The following is a 15,260-nucleotide window of genomic DNA, read 5'->3' on the forward strand; positions in this document are numbered from 1 at the left end:
GTGCGCGGGACTTGTGGCCTAGTGCCCCGCTTCGCAACCGGCGGCTAGGATGCAGGTTCGATCCGGGCAGGCGTTCCGGATCACGACTTACAGGAGTCTGTCCATGCTGGTATCGAACCGTCCACGCGCCGCGGCGCTGGTCCTGGCCCTGGCCACTGCCCTGGGTGGCGGAGTGTCCTTCGCTCCGGCGACGGCGCTGGCCGCGCCCAAGGCAAGCGTCGACATCCCCTACGAGGAGTTCACCCTGCCCAACGGCCTGCGCGTGGTGGTGCACACCGACCGCAAGGCGCCGATCGTCGCGGTGAACCTGTGGTACCACGTGGGCAGCAAGGACGAGCCGGCGGGACGCACGGGCTTCGCGCACCTGTTCGAGCACCTGATGTTCAACGGCTCGGAGAACCACAAGGGCGAGTATTTCGGTCCGTTCGAAATGGTCGGCGCGACCGACATGAACGGCACCACCAACTCCGACCGCACCAACTACTTCCAGAACGTGCCGACCACGGCGCTGGACATGGCGCTGTGGATGGAGTCCGACCGCATGGGCCACCTGCTCGGTGCGATCGACCAGAAGACGCTGGACGAGCAGCGCGGTGTGGTCCAGAACGAAAAGCGCGAGGGCGAGAACCAGCCCTATGGCCAGGTCTGGGACGAGCTGGGCAAGTCGCTGTATCCGAAGACGCATCCCTACCACCACAGCACGATCGGCTCGATGGCCGACCTCAACGCCGCATCGCTCGAAGACGTGAAGGGCTGGTTCCGCACCTGGTACGGCCCGAACAACGCGGTGCTGGTGCTGGCCGGCGACATCGACGTGGCCACCGCGAAGGAAAAGGTGACGCGCTACTTCGGCGACATTCCCGCCACCCCGACGATGGCGCAGCCCAAGGTCGACGTCGCACCGCTGGCCAGGTCCAGCCGCACCACGATGACCGATCAGGTGCCGCAGGCGCGCGTCCACCGCGCGTGGAACGTGGCGCAGGCCGGCACGCCCGACATCGACAAGCTGCAGTTGCTGGCGCAGGTACTGGGCGGCAGCAAGTCCTCGCGCCTGGACAAGCGCCTGCTGCACGAGGAGAAGCTGGTCGACAGCGTCGCCGCGTCCGCGTACGCCTCGCAGCTCAGTTCGAACTTCCTGATCACCGCCGACGTGAAGCAGGGCGTGGACCCGGCCAAAGTCGAGGCGATCATCGACGAGGAGTTGCAGAAGCTGCTGAAGGAAGGCCCGAGCAAGGCGGAGCTCGAGCAGGCGCGCACGGTGTTCAAGGCGGGCTTCGTGCGCGGCATCGAACGCATCGGCGGCTTTGGCGGCAAGGCCGACGTGCTGGCCGAGTGCACCGTGTATACCGGCACGCCCGGCTGCTTCCGCGACAGCCTGAAGATCATCGAGACCGCCACGCCCGCCGAGCTCAAGGCCGTCGGCAACCGGTGGCTCGGCAAGGGCAGCCATACGCTGGTGGTGGTACCCGGCCCACGCACGGCGATCCCGGAAGACCCGTCGGTGACGCCGGCGCCGCTGAAGCTGCCGCCGGTCGACGCGAAGTACACCACTACGCCGAGCACGGTCGACCGCAGCAAGGGCGTGCCGCAGACCAGCGCGTTCCCCGACCTGAAGTTCCCGTCGCTGCAGCGCGCGACGCTGTCCAACGGCACCATGGTGATCCTGGCCGAGCGCCACGAGATCCCGGTCGTGCAGATGAGCTACGAGTTCGCGGGCGGCTTCAGCGCCGACCAGGGCCGAAAGCTGGGCACGTCGAGCTTCGCGATGGGCATGCTGGACGAGGGCGCGGGCGACCTGGATGCGCTGGCCTTCGGCGACCGCGCCGAATCGCTGGGCGCCAACCTCGGCGCCGGCGCGACACTCGATGGCGGCAAGGCCTATCTGTCGTCGCTGAAGGAAAACCTGGACGCGTCCATCGGCCTGTTCTCGACCATGCTGCGCGACCCGCGCTTCGACCAGAAGGAAATCGACCGGGTCAAGGCGACGTGGATCGCCGGCATCCGCCAGGAGAAGGCGCGCCCCAACGGCGCCGCGATGCGCGTGCTGCCGCCGCTGCTGTACGGCGAGGGTCACGCGTATGCGATGCCCTTCAGCGGCAGCGGCACGGAAGGCTCGATCCAATCGCTGCAACGCGACGACCTGGTCGCCTTCCATCGCGACTGGGTGCGCCCGGAAGGCGCCACGCTGATCGTCGTCGGCGACACCACGCTGAAGGAAATCGTCCCGTTGCTGGAGAAGCATCTGGGTGACTGGCGTGGTGCGGGCACAGCGCCGCCGCGGCCGCAAATCGGCGAAGTGGCGCGGCCGAAGCAGCCGCGCGTGTACCTGATCGACCAGCCAGGCGCGGTGCAGGCCAACATCTTCGCCGGCGAGGTGGTGCCGTCGACCAAGAATCCGGAATCGGTCCGCTTCGACATCGCCAACTCGGTGCTGGGCGGCGAGTTCTCCTCGCGCCTCAACATGAACCTGCGCGAGGACAAGCACTGGGCCTACGGCGCCTACAGCTTCGCCGCCAATGCGCTGGGCCAGCGCCCGTGGATGGCCTTCGCGCCGGTGCAGATCGACCGCACGGCCGACTCGCTGAAGGAACTACACCGCGAGATCAGCGCCTACGCCGGCGGCAAGGCGCCGCCGACTGCCGAGGAAGTCGCGCGGATCCAGGCCACCGAAATCCGCGGCCTGCCGGGTTCGTTCGAAACCGCGTCAGCGGTGATGGGCGCCATCAGCGGGATCGTCCGCTACGACCGTCCGGACGATTACGTGTTCAAGCGCAAGGCCGAGATCGAGGCGCTGACGCCGGCACAGGTCAAGGCCGCCGCCGCGACACTCGATCCGAATGCGCTGACCTGGGTAGTGGTCGGCGACCTCAAGCAGATCGAGCAGCCGGTGCGCGCGCTGAAGCTGGGCGAGGTGCAGGTGCTCGACGCCGACGGCAAGGCAGTTGCAGCCAAGCCGTAACGCGACATTGGCAAAGCATGACGCCTGCCTCATCCGAGGTTCACGGGTTGGCGTTCACAACGGCGACGGGCGGGGTGAAAATCCCGCCCGTCTCTTTCATGCGCGGCGTCCCGCCGCACGAACCCGACGGAGTGGTGATGCGCAAGTCCATACAGGGGGTGTTCCTGGTTTCCATGCTGGCGGCCGGCGGCTGCACCTGGGTGCACATGGCGCCCGGCGCGTCCTCGGTGCGCGTGATCGACGGCAGCAGTGCGCCGGCCGGTTGCGAGAAGCGTGGCGAGGTGGAGGTCACGGTCAAGGACAACGTCGCCTTCTACGAGCGCAACCACCTGCGGGTACGTGAGGAGCTGGAAACGCTGGCGCGCAACGAGGCGATCGGCCTGCAGGCCGACACGGTGCAGCCGATGGGCCAGCCGCTCAACGGCTCGCAGCGCTTCTCGGCATGGCGTTGCGGCGCCGGGCGCGGCGCTTCGACGGCGCCGGTACGTCCGGCTTCGGGCGGCTCGGCGCAGACATATCCGCTGGGTCGCTGAGCCAGTCCCTTCTCACGAACCCATTCCAGCCAGGAGTCGCCGTGATCCGGAGGACCGTGTTTCCGCGCCTGACGCTGATCGTGCTGTCGTTCCTGGCGATGCCGGCCCCTGCGTTTGCGGAAACCCCGGCCGCACGCGCTCCCACTCTGGCAAGCCGGCTGATCGGCACATGGAAGGTGGTCGCGGTCGAGGACCGCAAGGACCCCGCAAGCGAATGGGTCCATCCCTACGGCCCGAATCCCACCGGCTACATCGTCTATGACGCGACCGGCACCTGTCGGTGCACGTGATGCGGACCCCGCCGGTTCCGCGCTTCAAGTCGGACGAGCAGCCCACGCGCGAGGAGCTGATGGCCGTTCGCGAGGGTTACGCCGGCTACTTCGGCACCTACACGGTGGACGAAGCCCGGGGCACCGTGATCCACCACGTCGAGGGCGGCTCGCTGCCCGAATACACCGGCACCGACCAGGTCCGCCCGATCCGGATCGACGGGGACCGGTTGGAGATCGGCGACGGCCGCACCTGGCGCCGGATCCTCCAGCGCCAGCGCTGACCGAGGCGCTGAACGGCGGGACTGAACGCGACAGATGCGGGCTTGACTGGATCCATACGATTCCGTATGGCGGCGACTGCAATAAAAGCGCTAAGATCGCGCGCTCTTAACGTCTTCGGTCAGCCCACGCCATGTTGTTCCAGCACGTCGCCATCGCCGGCCTCGCCCACATCGACGCTCCGCGCCGGCTGACCTCGGACGAGATCCACGCCCGCCTCCGGCCCACCCTCGACCGCCTCGGCATCAAGTACAACGTGCTGGAGGAAGTGGCCGGCGTGCGCGAACGCCGCCTGTGGGACGGCGAGGTCAAGGCCTCCGACGCCGCCACGCTGGCGGGCGTCAAGGCGCTTGCCGATGCCGGCATCGACGCGGACCGCGTCGGCCTGCTGGTCAACACCTCGGTAAGCCGCGACTACCTGGAGCCGTCCACGGCCTCCATCGTGTCCGGCAACCTGCGCCTGCCCGACACCTGCCAGAACTTCGACGTGGCCAACGCCTGCCTGGCGTTCCTCAACGGCATGGACATCGCCAGCCGCATGATCGAGCGCGGCGAGATCGACTATGCGCTGGTCGTCAACGGCGAGACCGCCGACCTGGCGTACGAGAAGACGCTCGACCGGCTGAGCCGCGACGACGTCACCGAAGAGCAGTTCCGCGACGAGATGGCCACCCTGACGCTGGGCAGCGGCGCCGCGGCGATGGTGCTGGCGCGCAGCGAACTGGCCCCGGGCGCACCGCGCTACCGCGGCAGCGTCACCCGTTCGGCCACCGAGTGGAACCAGCTCTGCCGCGGCGACCTGGTGCACGACCGCATGATCGCGGACGGCCGCATGCTGATGATCGAAGGCCTGAAGCTGGGCCAGAAGACCTTCGCCGCCGCGCGCGCGGCGCTGGGCTGGGTGGTCGAGGAGCTCGACGAGTTCGTCATCCACCAGGTCAGCAAGGCCCACACCAAGGCCTTCCTCAAGGCGTTCCGCATCGATCCGAAGAAGGTGCTGACCATCTTTGGCGAGCACGGCAACATCGGCCCGGCCTCGGTGCCGATCGTGCTGAGCAAGCTGCGCGAAGGCGGCCGCCTGAAGAAAGGCACCCGCATCGCGCTGCTCGGCATCGGCTCGGGCCTCAACTGCTCGATGGCCGAAGTGGTCTGGTGACCTTGCGCGGGTAACGGCGACCATCGAGTTCGTACCTTGCAACGGCCCGGTCTCCGGGCCGTTTGCATTCCGGTCCCGTGGGAAGAATGCCGTACAACTTTCACATCTTTCGGTGTGCGAGGTTCGGATTTATCCGATAGCGAAACACCAGCAACTTGCGCATCCTTGCCTAAGCCGTAGTAGACGTTATGTGTCACTTCTTCACGCTCCGCGACACTGTCACAAAGTGACGTAGTTCGCATTAGCGGCGTTATGAGGTTGACCCGGGGCTGAATGCGAAGCTAGCGTGAAATAAGGCACTGCGACACACAGTCAAGTGCCAAACGCCCGCCGGCAATGTGCCGCGGGGATTGCTAGGGACGGGTCGGCGCAATGCGTCGCCCCTGGGCAAGAGAGTCAGCAGGGAGGCAAAAGCCATCAACACATCCTTGTAACAACGCCCAATCATCGTATTGGCGCCATCCGGAAAGTGCTGATCTGGCAGGGGGCGTGGGAGCTGCACGGCAGCGACACGCAGAAGCAATTGACGCCGGTCCCATAGCGCGACTTCGTTCGCCCGCTCTCCGTTTCTGGCCCCGCCGCCGGGCATTCCTCATCCACCGTGGACCGTTGCCGCTCGCCGGTCGATGGCGCGTGTCCGCACCCGTTCGAAACGTAACGCTGGTGAGCCTGTGAATCCGAAGACCACCGCAACTGTCCTGATCGTGTCGCTGTCGGCCCTGGTGTCCGGCTGTGCGACGCCGCCTGCACCCGAATACGGCGGTCGCTGGCGTCCGGTCAACCGCTTTTCCGAGGCCCCGCAGGAAATCGCGCTGCAGCGCTCGTACCTGTTCTACGCCTCGCCGCTGGACGCCACGCTCAAGACCATGCTCGAGCGCTGGGCGGCCGATTCGAAGATGGCGCTGGACTACCAGGCACCGGTGGACTACACGCTGCACGCACCCGTCGCGGACGTGCGCAGCGACGATCTCAACAGCGCGGTCTCGCGCCTGAGCACGATCTACGCAGCGCAACGCCTGTCCATCGCAGTGGAAGACAACCGCATCGTGGTGCGCGAGGCCGCAGGCACGATCGCACCCGCCGCGGCGGTGGCGCCATGATGGGCCGGAAAACGGCGTCGCCGAAGATCGACGGGGCGGTCGAGCGCGCGGTCAACTACGAAATCACCGTCGCCGACCTCGCGCGGCGCAGCGAACGACGCGCCTGGCTGGTCGCCTCCGGCGCGATGCTGATGTCGCTGGTCCTGGCGGGCGGCTACTTCTACGTGCTGCCGCTGAAGGAAAAGGTCCCGTACCTGATCATGGCGGACGCCTACACGGGCAACGCCACCGTTGCGCGGCTGCGCGGCGACTTCAACAACAATTCCATCACCGCCAGCGAAGCAGTCAACCGCGCCAACATCGCCAACTTCATCCGTGCGCGCGAGTCCTACGACTGGACGCAGATCGGCGCGCGCGACTGGGGCACGGTGTTCACCATGGCCGAGCCGCAGGTAACGTCGAGCTATCGCGAGTTGTATTCCCCGCGCAACCCGGCCGGTCCGTTGCAGGTGTACGGCAAGAAGTACGCGATCCGCGTCAAGATCCTGAGCCTGCAGTTGTTCGGCGGCGACCCGAAGAAGGGGCCGAGCGGCGCGACGGTGCGCTTCCAGCGCTCGCTGTTCGAAAAGGCCGCCGGCACCAGCCGTTTTCTCGACAGCAAGATCGCGACGCTGGAGTTTTCGTACAAGCCGAACCTGGCGATGAGCGAGGAGGACCGCCTGCTCAATCCGCTGGGCTTCCGCGTCAGCGCGTACCGCGTCGACAACGACTACTCGGCCACGCCATCGGTCGATGACGAAACCACCGTGCCGGCGGTGACGAACGCACCTGCAGGCACGCCGTCGGCGGTGCCGATGGACCCGGTGGCGTCGGCGCTGGCGCAGGCGCAGGCCGCGCAACTCCAGGCCGCACAGGCGCAAGGCGCGACGGCAGGCGTACCCGGACAGCCGGTGCAACCCGGCGTGCCGCTGCCGCAGGGCGTGCAGCCCGCGCTGCCCACGGCGTCGCAGCCTGCGGCTCCCACCATCGTCAACGAGGCGGCGCCAGGAGGTGCCCGATGAAGCGTTTCCGCCTGCCGACCCTCGTCGGCGCGCTGGGCCTGGCCCTGCTGTTCCCAGTCGGCAATGCCGGCGCGCAGGTCGTGTCGGAATACGAGTACGCCACCGATCGCATCTATCCCGTGCGCACCGCGCTGGGCATCACCACGCAGATCGAGCTGAGCCCGCACGAGAAGATCCTCGACTACAGCACCGGCTTCAGCAGCGGCTGGGAGCTGACCCGTCGCGACAACGTGTTCTATCTCAAGCCCAAGAACGTCGATGTCGACACCAACATGGTGGTGCGCACCGAACGCCATTCCTACATCTTCGAACTGAAGGTCGTAGCCACCGACTGGACGGCGCTGGAACAGGCCAAGCAGGCCGGTGCGCAGTACAAGATCACGTTCCGCTATCCCAGCGATACGGAGTTCGCGGCCGAGCCGGCGAACAAGCGCGAAGTGCAGATGAGCACCGCGCTTGAGAAGGATCGCGCGTACAACTTCGCGTACGACTTCAAGGCAAGGAGCAAGCAGAAGTGGCTGGTGCCGGTCGCCGTGTACGACGACGGCCGTTTCACCTACATCCGGATGAACGAGACGCGCGACATCCCGACCGGCAACTTCCCGGTGGTGTTCGGGCGTGAGCGCGAGCGCAGCGAGGACTTCGTGGTCAACACCACGGTCGAGAAGAACACGATCGTCGTGCACGGCGTCTACCCGTATCTCGTGATCCGTCACGGCAAGAACGTCGTCGGCCTGCGCAGGAACAAGGTCCAGTGAACACGAACGCGAACATGCCCCCGCAAGAGCCCGGTGCGTCCGTGGCCAACAATCCCTACTACACGCAGCACGCGGCCGAACCGTCGATCGATTCGCTCGACGCCGGCGCGCCGGTGCTGCAGTCGGCCGAAAGCCAGCGCGTGAACAAGAAGGCGTTGGCGTTCCTCGGCGGCGTCGTGGTGCTGCTGGCCGCAGCCGGCATGTTGCTGCTCGGCGGCAAGAACAAGCAGTCCGAGCCGGAGGCGGCGCCACGCCAGGAACGCGTGGAGGTGCCGACCGCACCGGTTGCGCCGCCGCTGCCGGCACCGCCGCAGGAGACGCCGCCGATCGAACTGGCCCAGTCCTCCACGCCACCGTTGCCGCCGATGCCGGAGCCTCCGGTATCTACCGATGCCTACGGCGCCGTGGTCGAACGCGGCCCGAGCCTGGTGGATCGCCGCACGATGTCCGAGCAGCCCGGCGCACGGCCTTCGCTGGTCGAACTGGACGCGATGCGTGCGCAGCAACAGCAGGCGGCGCAGCTGGAGCCGACCAAGGCGACCAGCGCGGTCTTCCTCAACCAGCCCGACACGTTGATGCTGCGAGGCACCTTCATCCGCTGCGCACTGGAGACCCGCATCATCACCGACGTCAACGGTTTCACGTCGTGCGTGGTGACCGAGCCGGTGTATTCGGTCAATGGCCGCAGCCTGCTGTTGCCGAAGGGTTCGAAGGTGTACGGCCAGTACGGTTCGGGTGCGATCCGTGGCGAACGCGTCGCCGTGATCTGGGACCGCATCACCACGCCGACCGGCATCGACGTGACCATGGCCAGTCCCGGCGTCGACAACCTCGGCAGCGCCGGCCACCCGGGTCACTACAACGCGCACTGGGGCAGCCGTATCTCTTCGGCGTTGTTCATCAGCCTGCTCAGCGACGCGTTCAAGTATTACGGCGAGAAGGAAGGTCCGGTCACCGTCACCACGTACCCGGGCAGTGGCGCGGTGTTCCAGGACCCCTACGAGAGCAACACCGCCCGCACGCTGGAACGCCTGGCCGGACAGGCCGTGGATGCCAGCGCCAACCGGCAGCCGACGGTGACGATCAACCAGGGAACCATCGTCAATGTCTATGTCTCGCAGGACGTGGACTTCAGCGGCGTGATGCGCAACTGACGCGGAAACAGGCATGAACGTCGACGACGGCCCCATCGCCAGGATCAGCAACGATTTCCTGGACTACCAGTACCAGGTGCTCGGCATCGCCGATTACCTGGCGTCGCCTGACGTGACCGAGATCTGCATCAACCGTCCGGGCGAACTGTTCCTGGAAACGCGTCGCGGCTGGGAGCGGATCGAGGTGCCGACGCTGACGTTCGACCGGGCCCGCCAGTTCTGCACCGCCGTGGTCAACGAGAGCAACACCGGCCAGCGCATCACCGACGTGGATCCCGTGGTGTCGCTGACGTTCCCCACCGGGCAGCGCGCGCAGTTCGTCATTCCACCCGCGTGCGATGCGGGCAAGGTGTCGATCACCATCCGCCTGCCTGCCAAGCAGAGCCGGTCGCTGGAGCAGTACGAGCAGGACGGCTTCTTCGACCAGATCGTCGAACAGGATCACCTGCTCTCGGAGCACGACCGCGAGTTGATGGAACTGAAGGCCAAACGCCTGTACGGAGAGTTCTTCCGCAAGGCCGTGCACTACAAGAAGAACGTGGTCGTGGCCGGCGCCACGGGCAGCGGCAAGACCACCTTCATGAAGTCGCTGGTCAACCACATTCCCGACGAGGAACGCCTGGTCACCATCGAGGACGCGCGCGAGCTGTTCATCCCGCAGACCAACGTGGTGCACCTGCTGTACTCCAAGGGTGGGCAGAGCGCCAGCAACGTCACCGCCAAGACCTGCATGGAGGCCTGCCTGCGCATGAAGCCGGACCGGATCATCCTGGCCGAGCTGCGCGGCGACGAGTCCTTCTACTTCATCCGCAACTGCGCGTCGGGCCATCCAGGTTCGATCACCAGCTGCCATGCCGGCAGCACCGCGCAGACCTGGGACCAGCTGGCGCTGATGGTGAAGGCGTCGACCGAGGGATCGGGACTGGAATTCAGCACGATCAAGCGCCTGCTGATGATGACTATCGACATCGTCGTGCACATCAAGGCGCATGCCGGTGGCCGTTACATCACGGGCATCGATTTCGATCCACAGCGCCGATTCGACAGCTGACGGGGACGATGATGTTGCCGGGCATGGAACTGATGAGTTGTCCCGAGATGGCGGTGCCGCGTGAAGTCATGCAGCACGTCGTGCGCGTGGAGTCCTCGCACAATCCCTACGCGATCGGCGTGGTGGGTGGGCATCTCGTGCGCCAACCCAGGAATCTCGACGAGGCGCTGGCCACGGTGCGGATGCTGGAAAGCCGCGGCTTCAACTTCTCGGTCGGCATTGCGCAGGTCAATCGCTACAACCTGGCCAAGTACGGCCTTGCGTCCTACACGCAGGCTTTCGAGGTGTGTCCGAACCTGCAGGCCGGCGCCCGCATCCTCGCCGAGTGCTACCAGCGCCACAAGGACTGGGGCAAGTCGTTCAGCTGCTACTACTCCGGCAATCCGGTCACCGGTTATCGCCACGGCTACGTGCAGAAGGTGTTCGCTTCGATCCGGCAGGCGCAGCGGCGTTCGGCCGGTGCCGATGCGCAAGGTATCGAAGTTGTCGAAAAGGCGTCGCGTCGCGCGGTACCGGTCGAACGCTTCCCGCTCCGCAACGATGCGCGCGTCGAGCAGGGCATCTCGAGAACATCGCCGATCGTCCCTGCGGGTCCGCCCAGTGCACCGAACGATCCGGCGCTGGTGCAGTCGGTCGGCCGCGCGGCAACCGCCGCACCCGAACCACAACCGTCGCCCGTGCCCGCGCCTGCAGCTACGGCGCCAAGCCTGGCGCAGCAACCCGTGATGCAGGCGCCTACATGGCCTCCCGGACCGGTGCGCCTGCAACCCACCGCGTCACCTGCGCCGGCTCCGGTCGTCCGCCCTGCCGGCGGCGACGAGGCATTCGTTTTCTAGCTTTCACCGCAACCGCCGCGGCACCGCCCCTCCCGGCAGCTCCGCACCACTCGTCAATCACAGCAAGCAAAGGAACCGATCATGAAGAACATCGCCAAGAACACGAAGTCCGTCCAGATGCTGCGTACCGCCGGCAAGGCAGCCTTGTTCGCCACGTTCGCGCTCGCGCCGATGATTGCCCTGGCCGGTAACGGCTATGAAGGCACCGACGCCAAGGTCGAGGGCTTCCTGGACAACATCACCGGCCTGCTCGGTCTGGCGTCCATCGCCGTGGTGACCATCGCGATCATCTTTGCCGGCTACCAGATCGCCTTCAACCACAAGCGCATCAGCGACGTTGCGCCGATCCTGGTCGGTGGCCTGCTGATCGGCGCCGCCGGCCAGATCGCCTCGATGGTGATCGGCAAGGACACGACGGAAACCACGATGCTGCTGATCAACAGCCTCGCGCCGTTCTATGCGTAAGGATGTGCTCTTCCGCGGCTGCACGCGCCCACCGATGTTCCTGGGCGTGCCCTACGTCCCGTTCTTCATCGGTGCGGGCGCGTGCCTGCTGCTGGCGATGTACACGAACCTGTTCTTCCTGACGTTGCTGCCGGTGGTCATCTTCGTCATGCGCATGATGGCGCGACGCGACGAGATGATCTTCCGGCTGCTGGGCCTGCGCCTGCGGTTCAAGCTGCGGGTGCGCAACGTACGCGAGCACGACGGGATGTGGGTGTTCACCCCCAACCTGTATCGCGAACGGCCGTCGGACAGGAAGTAGGACTCGACATCGCCCGGAAGGGATTGCGGGATCCGGCGGAGCACACCGCCGGAATCCCGAACCGCTTTGTGATGTACCGCGACACTCCATAGCCAGGTTGCACATGTTCAACCCCGACTCTCCCATCAAGGACCACATCCCGCTGTCGACGCACGTGTCCCCCACGGTCATCAAGACCGTCGGCGGCGACTACCTGCTCGTCTGGCGGCTCGAGGGGTTGCCGTTCGTGGGGCGCGAGGAGTGGGAGATCGAGCACCGCCACAACACGTTCAACCGGCTGCTGCAGACGCTGCGCGCACCGGACTACGTGAACGTGGCGTTCTGGGTGCACGACGTGCGCCGACGCGGACGCATCCGCGACCAGAGCCGGTTCAAGCAGCGCTTCAACCAGGACATGTCCGACGCGTATTACGAGTCGCTGTCCTCGCAGAAGATCATGAACAACGAGCTGTACCTGACCATGATCTATCGCCCGATCGTGTCGGGTAAGCGGTTCGCAGAACGCACCAGCGACGTCACGCGGCTCAAGGCCCAGCAGGACGAGGCCGTGCTGAAGGTGCAGGAACTGGCCACCAACCTCGAAGCCGTGCTGAAGGATTACGCGCCGTACCGGCTGGGCATGTACGAAGCCGCCAACGGCATCGTGTTCTCCGAAGCGCTGGAATTCTTCGGCTACGTGCTGAACCACATCGACGAGCCCGTGCCGGTGCTGCCGGCGCCCGTACCCGACTACCTGCCGGTCAGCCGCCACCTGTTCTCGGCCAAATCGGGCGATTTCGCCGTCAACACACCCAACGGCAAGAGCCATTACGGCGCGATCCTCAACATCAAGGAATATCCCGACGGCACGTACCCAGGCATCCTCAATGGCCTGAAGTACCTCGACTTCGATTACGTCATCACGCATTCCTTCAGCCCGATGGGGCGACAGGACGCGCTGAGGGTGCTGGATCGCACCAAGGGCATGATGGTCTCGTCGGGCGACAAGGCGGTCAGCCAGATCGTCGAGCTGGACCACGCGATGGACCAGCTGGCCTCGGGCAACTTCGTGCTGGGCGAATACCACTTCATCATGGCGGTGTACGCCGACAGCCAGCAGCAGCTGTCGCAGAACATCGCCACGGCCCGCGCGGAGCTGTCGAATGCGGGCTTCGTCTCGGCGAAGGAGGACCTGGCCATCACGGCCTCGTTCTACTCCCAGCTGCCGGGCAACTGGAGCTACCGCACCCGCCTGGCCAACGTCAGCTCGCTCAATTTCCTGGGGCTGTCGCCGCTGCACAACTTCGCCAGCGGCAAGAAGGACAACAACCCGTGGGGCGAGTGCGTCACCACGCTGCAGACCACCAACGGGCAGCCGTACTACTTCAACTTCCACGCCACGCACCCGGGCGAGAACTCGCTGGGCGAGAAGGCCATCGGCAACACGATGGTCATCGGCAAGTCCGGCACCGGCAAGACCGCGCTGATCAACTTCCTGCTCAGCCAGACGCAGAAGCTCAGCCCCGAGCCGACCATCTTCTTCTTCGACAAGGACCGTGGTGCGGAAATCTTCGTGCGCGCCTGCGGCGGCAACTACCTGTCGCTGGAGAACGGCCAGCCTACCGGCTTCAATCCGTTCCAGTGCGAGCGCAACGAAGCCAACGTGCAGTTCCTCGCCGACCTGGTGAAAGTGCTTGCGGGCAAGAAGGTGTACTCGGCGCGTGAGGAAGAGGACATCTTCCGCGCGGTCGAGAGCATCCTCGACACGCCGATGCATCTGCGCACGCTGACAAACCTGCAGAAGAGCCTGCCCAACATGGGCGACGATGGCCTGTATGCGCGGCTGCGCAAATGGACCGCGGGCAACTCGCTCGGCTGGGTGTTCGACAATCCAGTCGACCAGATCGACCTGGCGCGCGCCAACATCATCGGCTTCGATTACACCGACGTGATCGACAACCCCGAGGTCCGCATCCCGGTGATCAACTACCTGATCCACCGTCTCGAGGAACTCATCGATGGCCGTCCGCTGATCTACGTGATGGACGAGTTCTGGAAGATCCTCGACGGCGAGGGCGGCCTGAAGGAATTCGCCAAGAACAAGCAGAAGACGATCCGAAAGCAGAACGGCCTGGGCATCTTCGCCACGCAGAGCCCGGAGGATGCGCTGCAGAGCGACATCGCCGCTGCACTGATCGAGCAGACGGCGACCATGATCCTGCTGCCGAACCCGAACGCCTCCCGCGAGGACTACATCGACGGCCTCAAGCTGACCGAAGCGGAATACCAGGTCATCAAGGGCCTGGACGAACGTTCGCGCTGCTTCCTGGTCAAGCAGGGCCACGCGGCCAGCGTCTGCCAGCTCAACCTGCGCGGAATGGACGACGCGCTGTCGGTCATCTCCGCCTCCACGGACAACATCGAGATCCTGCATCGCGTGCTGCGGGAAACGGCCGACGCCACCGGCGCGACGCCGGGCGACCTGCAGCCCGACCAGTGGCTGCAGACCTTCTACGAACGACGAAAGGGTTCGGGCAAAGGCCGGCCGCAGCGAAGCGACGCTGCGACCGCCCGCGCCTGATCCACTTCCTCACTGCGACGAACCGACAGGGGCATCTTCCATGAGAGCCACACGCAACCCTTCAATGCCGCGCCTTTCCCGCGTGAGCGCCATGCTGATTCCGGCACTGCTGCTGGTGGCCGGCCAGGCCGCTGCCGAGTGGAAGGTCTCCGACCGGAACACCCACGAGGGTCTGGACCGCGTGAACGAGACGCTCGAGTCGCAGACCAACAAGCGCCTGGAAGAGATCCGCAACCAGCAGAAGATCGGCAAGGCTGGCAAGTCCGCGACCGAAGATCCCAAGGATCCGGAACTGTCCCTGGACGAAGAGAAGCCGACCGAGGTCGCCCAATTCGGCGAGGAAACCCGCTGCCCCGATTCGGGCACCAAGTCGAAGACTGGCCAGAACCAGCTGACGATCTGCAAGGAGATCGTGAAAACCGAGCTGGCGCAGTACAAGTACGCGCTGGCGATGCGCAAGGTCGCGCTGGAACGCCAGAAGCGGCTGAAGGCGATCGAGGACGCGCGCGCGAACCTCACCGATGACTCCACCGGCAAGCTGCAGAGCAACAGCAACGAGCTGCTCGCGTTGCTTGCCCGCATGGAGGTGGACCGCCAGCAGTACCGCACCTACATGGACGCCTACGCCGCGCGCCTGAGCTATTTACGCGCCCTGCGCGAATCGCTGGGCGAGAACGCACTGAACGGCAAGAAGGCCGGCACCACACCGGGCGACGTCGTGACGGGCGTAGGCACGCTGGCGACCCTCAGGGGAGCGCTCGAAGCTTCCCAGTCGTCCTACACCAGCGCGGGCGCTCGGTTCAAGAAAGCAGACTAATCGAGTCGCCCACGGACG

12 protein-coding genes and 2 pseudogenes are annotated in these 15,260 nt (G+C 65.8%); all 14 read left to right on the forward strand.

The window, feature by feature from the left end:
- Nucleotides 1–103: 103 nt before the first annotated feature.
- Nucleotides 104–2,959 carry a pitrilysin family protein gene (locus tag VFE83_RS17540; RefSeq protein WP_324908553.1) on the forward strand — a complete coding sequence of 952 codons (2,856 nt, stop codon included), beginning with the start codon at nucleotides 104–106 and terminating at the stop codon, nucleotides 2,957–2,959.
- Between the two features lie 137 nt (nucleotides 2,960–3,096).
- Nucleotides 3,097–3,411: pseudogene (locus tag VFE83_RS17545) on the forward strand (DUF4156 domain-containing protein); the annotation flags it as partial.
- Nucleotides 3,412–3,590: 179 nt separating this feature from the next.
- Nucleotides 3,591–4,045, forward strand: a pseudogene (locus VFE83_RS17550) (lipocalin-like domain-containing protein).
- 131 nt (nucleotides 4,046–4,176) lie between these two features.
- Nucleotides 4,177–5,199, forward strand: a complete 1,023-nt coding sequence (locus tag VFE83_RS17555; protein WP_324908555.1) for a 3-oxoacyl-ACP synthase III — start codon at nucleotides 4,177–4,179, stop codon at nucleotides 5,197–5,199.
- Nucleotides 5,200–5,870: 671 nt separating this feature from the next.
- Nucleotides 5,871–6,299, forward strand: coding sequence for a TcpQ domain-containing protein (locus VFE83_RS17560; RefSeq protein ID WP_324908557.1), 429 nt, complete (start codon nucleotides 5,871–5,873; stop codon nucleotides 6,297–6,299).
- Nucleotides 6,299–7,300: a type IV secretion system protein gene (locus VFE83_RS17565; RefSeq protein WP_324908559.1), complete on the forward strand. Its 1,002-nt coding sequence runs from the start codon at nucleotides 6,299–6,301 to the stop codon at nucleotides 7,298–7,300. Before VFE83_RS17560 ends, VFE83_RS17565 begins: the two co-directional genes overlap by 1 nt.
- A complete protein-coding gene (locus tag VFE83_RS17570; protein ID WP_324908561.1) occupies nucleotides 7,297–8,058 on the forward strand; it encodes a TrbG/VirB9 family P-type conjugative transfer protein in 762 nt (253 codons plus the stop codon). The genes VFE83_RS17565 and VFE83_RS17570 overlap by 4 nt, the downstream gene beginning before the upstream one ends.
- 14 nt (nucleotides 8,059–8,072) lie before the next feature.
- Complete coding sequence (locus VFE83_RS17575; RefSeq protein WP_324908563.1) at nucleotides 8,073–9,212, forward strand: TrbI/VirB10 family protein; 1,140 nt, start codon at nucleotides 8,073–8,075, stop codon at nucleotides 9,210–9,212.
- A 13-nt stretch (nucleotides 9,213–9,225) separates the two neighbouring features.
- The gene (virB11, locus tag VFE83_RS17580) at nucleotides 9,226–10,263 is read left to right on the forward strand and encodes a P-type DNA transfer ATPase VirB11 (protein WP_324908565.1); all 1,038 of its coding nucleotides are present in this window, start codon (nucleotides 9,226–9,228) and stop codon (nucleotides 10,261–10,263) included.
- Nucleotides 10,264–10,286: 23 nt separating this feature from the next.
- Nucleotides 10,287–11,099: a lytic transglycosylase domain-containing protein gene (locus VFE83_RS17585; RefSeq protein ID WP_324908567.1), complete on the forward strand. Its 813-nt coding sequence runs from the start codon at nucleotides 10,287–10,289 to the stop codon at nucleotides 11,097–11,099.
- Between the two features lie 81 nt (nucleotides 11,100–11,180).
- Nucleotides 11,181–11,564: a TrbC/VirB2 family protein gene (locus VFE83_RS17590; RefSeq protein WP_324908569.1), complete on the forward strand. Its 384-nt coding sequence runs from the start codon at nucleotides 11,181–11,183 to the stop codon at nucleotides 11,562–11,564.
- Nucleotides 11,557–11,865, forward strand: coding sequence for a VirB3 family type IV secretion system protein (locus VFE83_RS17595; protein ID WP_324908571.1), 309 nt, complete (start codon nucleotides 11,557–11,559; stop codon nucleotides 11,863–11,865). The genes VFE83_RS17590 and VFE83_RS17595 overlap by 8 nt, the downstream gene beginning before the upstream one ends.
- Nucleotides 11,866–11,968: 103 nt before the next feature.
- Nucleotides 11,969–14,425, forward strand: coding sequence for a VirB4 family type IV secretion/conjugal transfer ATPase (locus tag VFE83_RS17600; RefSeq protein WP_324908573.1), 2,457 nt, complete (start codon nucleotides 11,969–11,971; stop codon nucleotides 14,423–14,425).
- A gap of 64 nt (nucleotides 14,426–14,489) precedes the next feature.
- Nucleotides 14,490–15,242 carry a hypothetical protein gene (locus tag VFE83_RS17605; protein ID WP_324908575.1) on the forward strand — a complete coding sequence of 251 codons (753 nt, stop codon included), beginning with the start codon at nucleotides 14,490–14,492 and terminating at the stop codon, nucleotides 15,240–15,242.
- The last annotated feature ends 18 nt before the right edge of the window (nucleotides 15,243–15,260 follow it).

It is taken from the genome of Lysobacter sp. (genome assembly GCF_035655815.1).
GTDB lineage: Bacteria > Pseudomonadota > Gammaproteobacteria > Xanthomonadales > Xanthomonadaceae > Lysobacter_J.

Coding starts and splice junctions, on each gene's coding strand:
- VFE83_RS17540 (WP_324908553.1), top strand. CDS start 104: ATGCTGGTATCGAACCGTCCACGCGCCGCGGCGCTGGTCCTGGCCCTG.
- VFE83_RS17555 (WP_324908555.1), top strand. CDS start 4,177: ATGTTGTTCCAGCACGTCGCCATCGCCGGCCTCGCCCACATCGACGCT.
- VFE83_RS17565 (WP_324908559.1), top strand. CDS start 6,299: ATGGGCCGGAAAACGGCGTCGCCGAAGATCGACGGGGCGGTCGAGCGC.
- VFE83_RS17570 (WP_324908561.1), top strand. CDS start 7,297: ATGAAGCGTTTCCGCCTGCCGACCCTCGTCGGCGCGCTGGGCCTGGCC.
- VFE83_RS17575 (WP_324908563.1), top strand. CDS start 8,073: ATGCCCCCGCAAGAGCCCGGTGCGTCCGTGGCCAACAATCCCTACTAC.
- virB11 (WP_324908565.1), top strand. CDS start 9,226: ATGAACGTCGACGACGGCCCCATCGCCAGGATCAGCAACGATTTCCTG.
- VFE83_RS17585 (WP_324908567.1), top strand. CDS start 10,287: ATGGAACTGATGAGTTGTCCCGAGATGGCGGTGCCGCGTGAAGTCATG.
- VFE83_RS17590 (WP_324908569.1), top strand. CDS start 11,181: ATGAAGAACATCGCCAAGAACACGAAGTCCGTCCAGATGCTGCGTACC.
- VFE83_RS17595 (WP_324908571.1), top strand. CDS start 11,557: ATGCGTAAGGATGTGCTCTTCCGCGGCTGCACGCGCCCACCGATGTTC.
- VFE83_RS17600 (WP_324908573.1), top strand. CDS start 11,969: ATGTTCAACCCCGACTCTCCCATCAAGGACCACATCCCGCTGTCGACG.
- VFE83_RS17605 (WP_324908575.1), top strand. CDS start 14,490: ATGCCGCGCCTTTCCCGCGTGAGCGCCATGCTGATTCCGGCACTGCTG.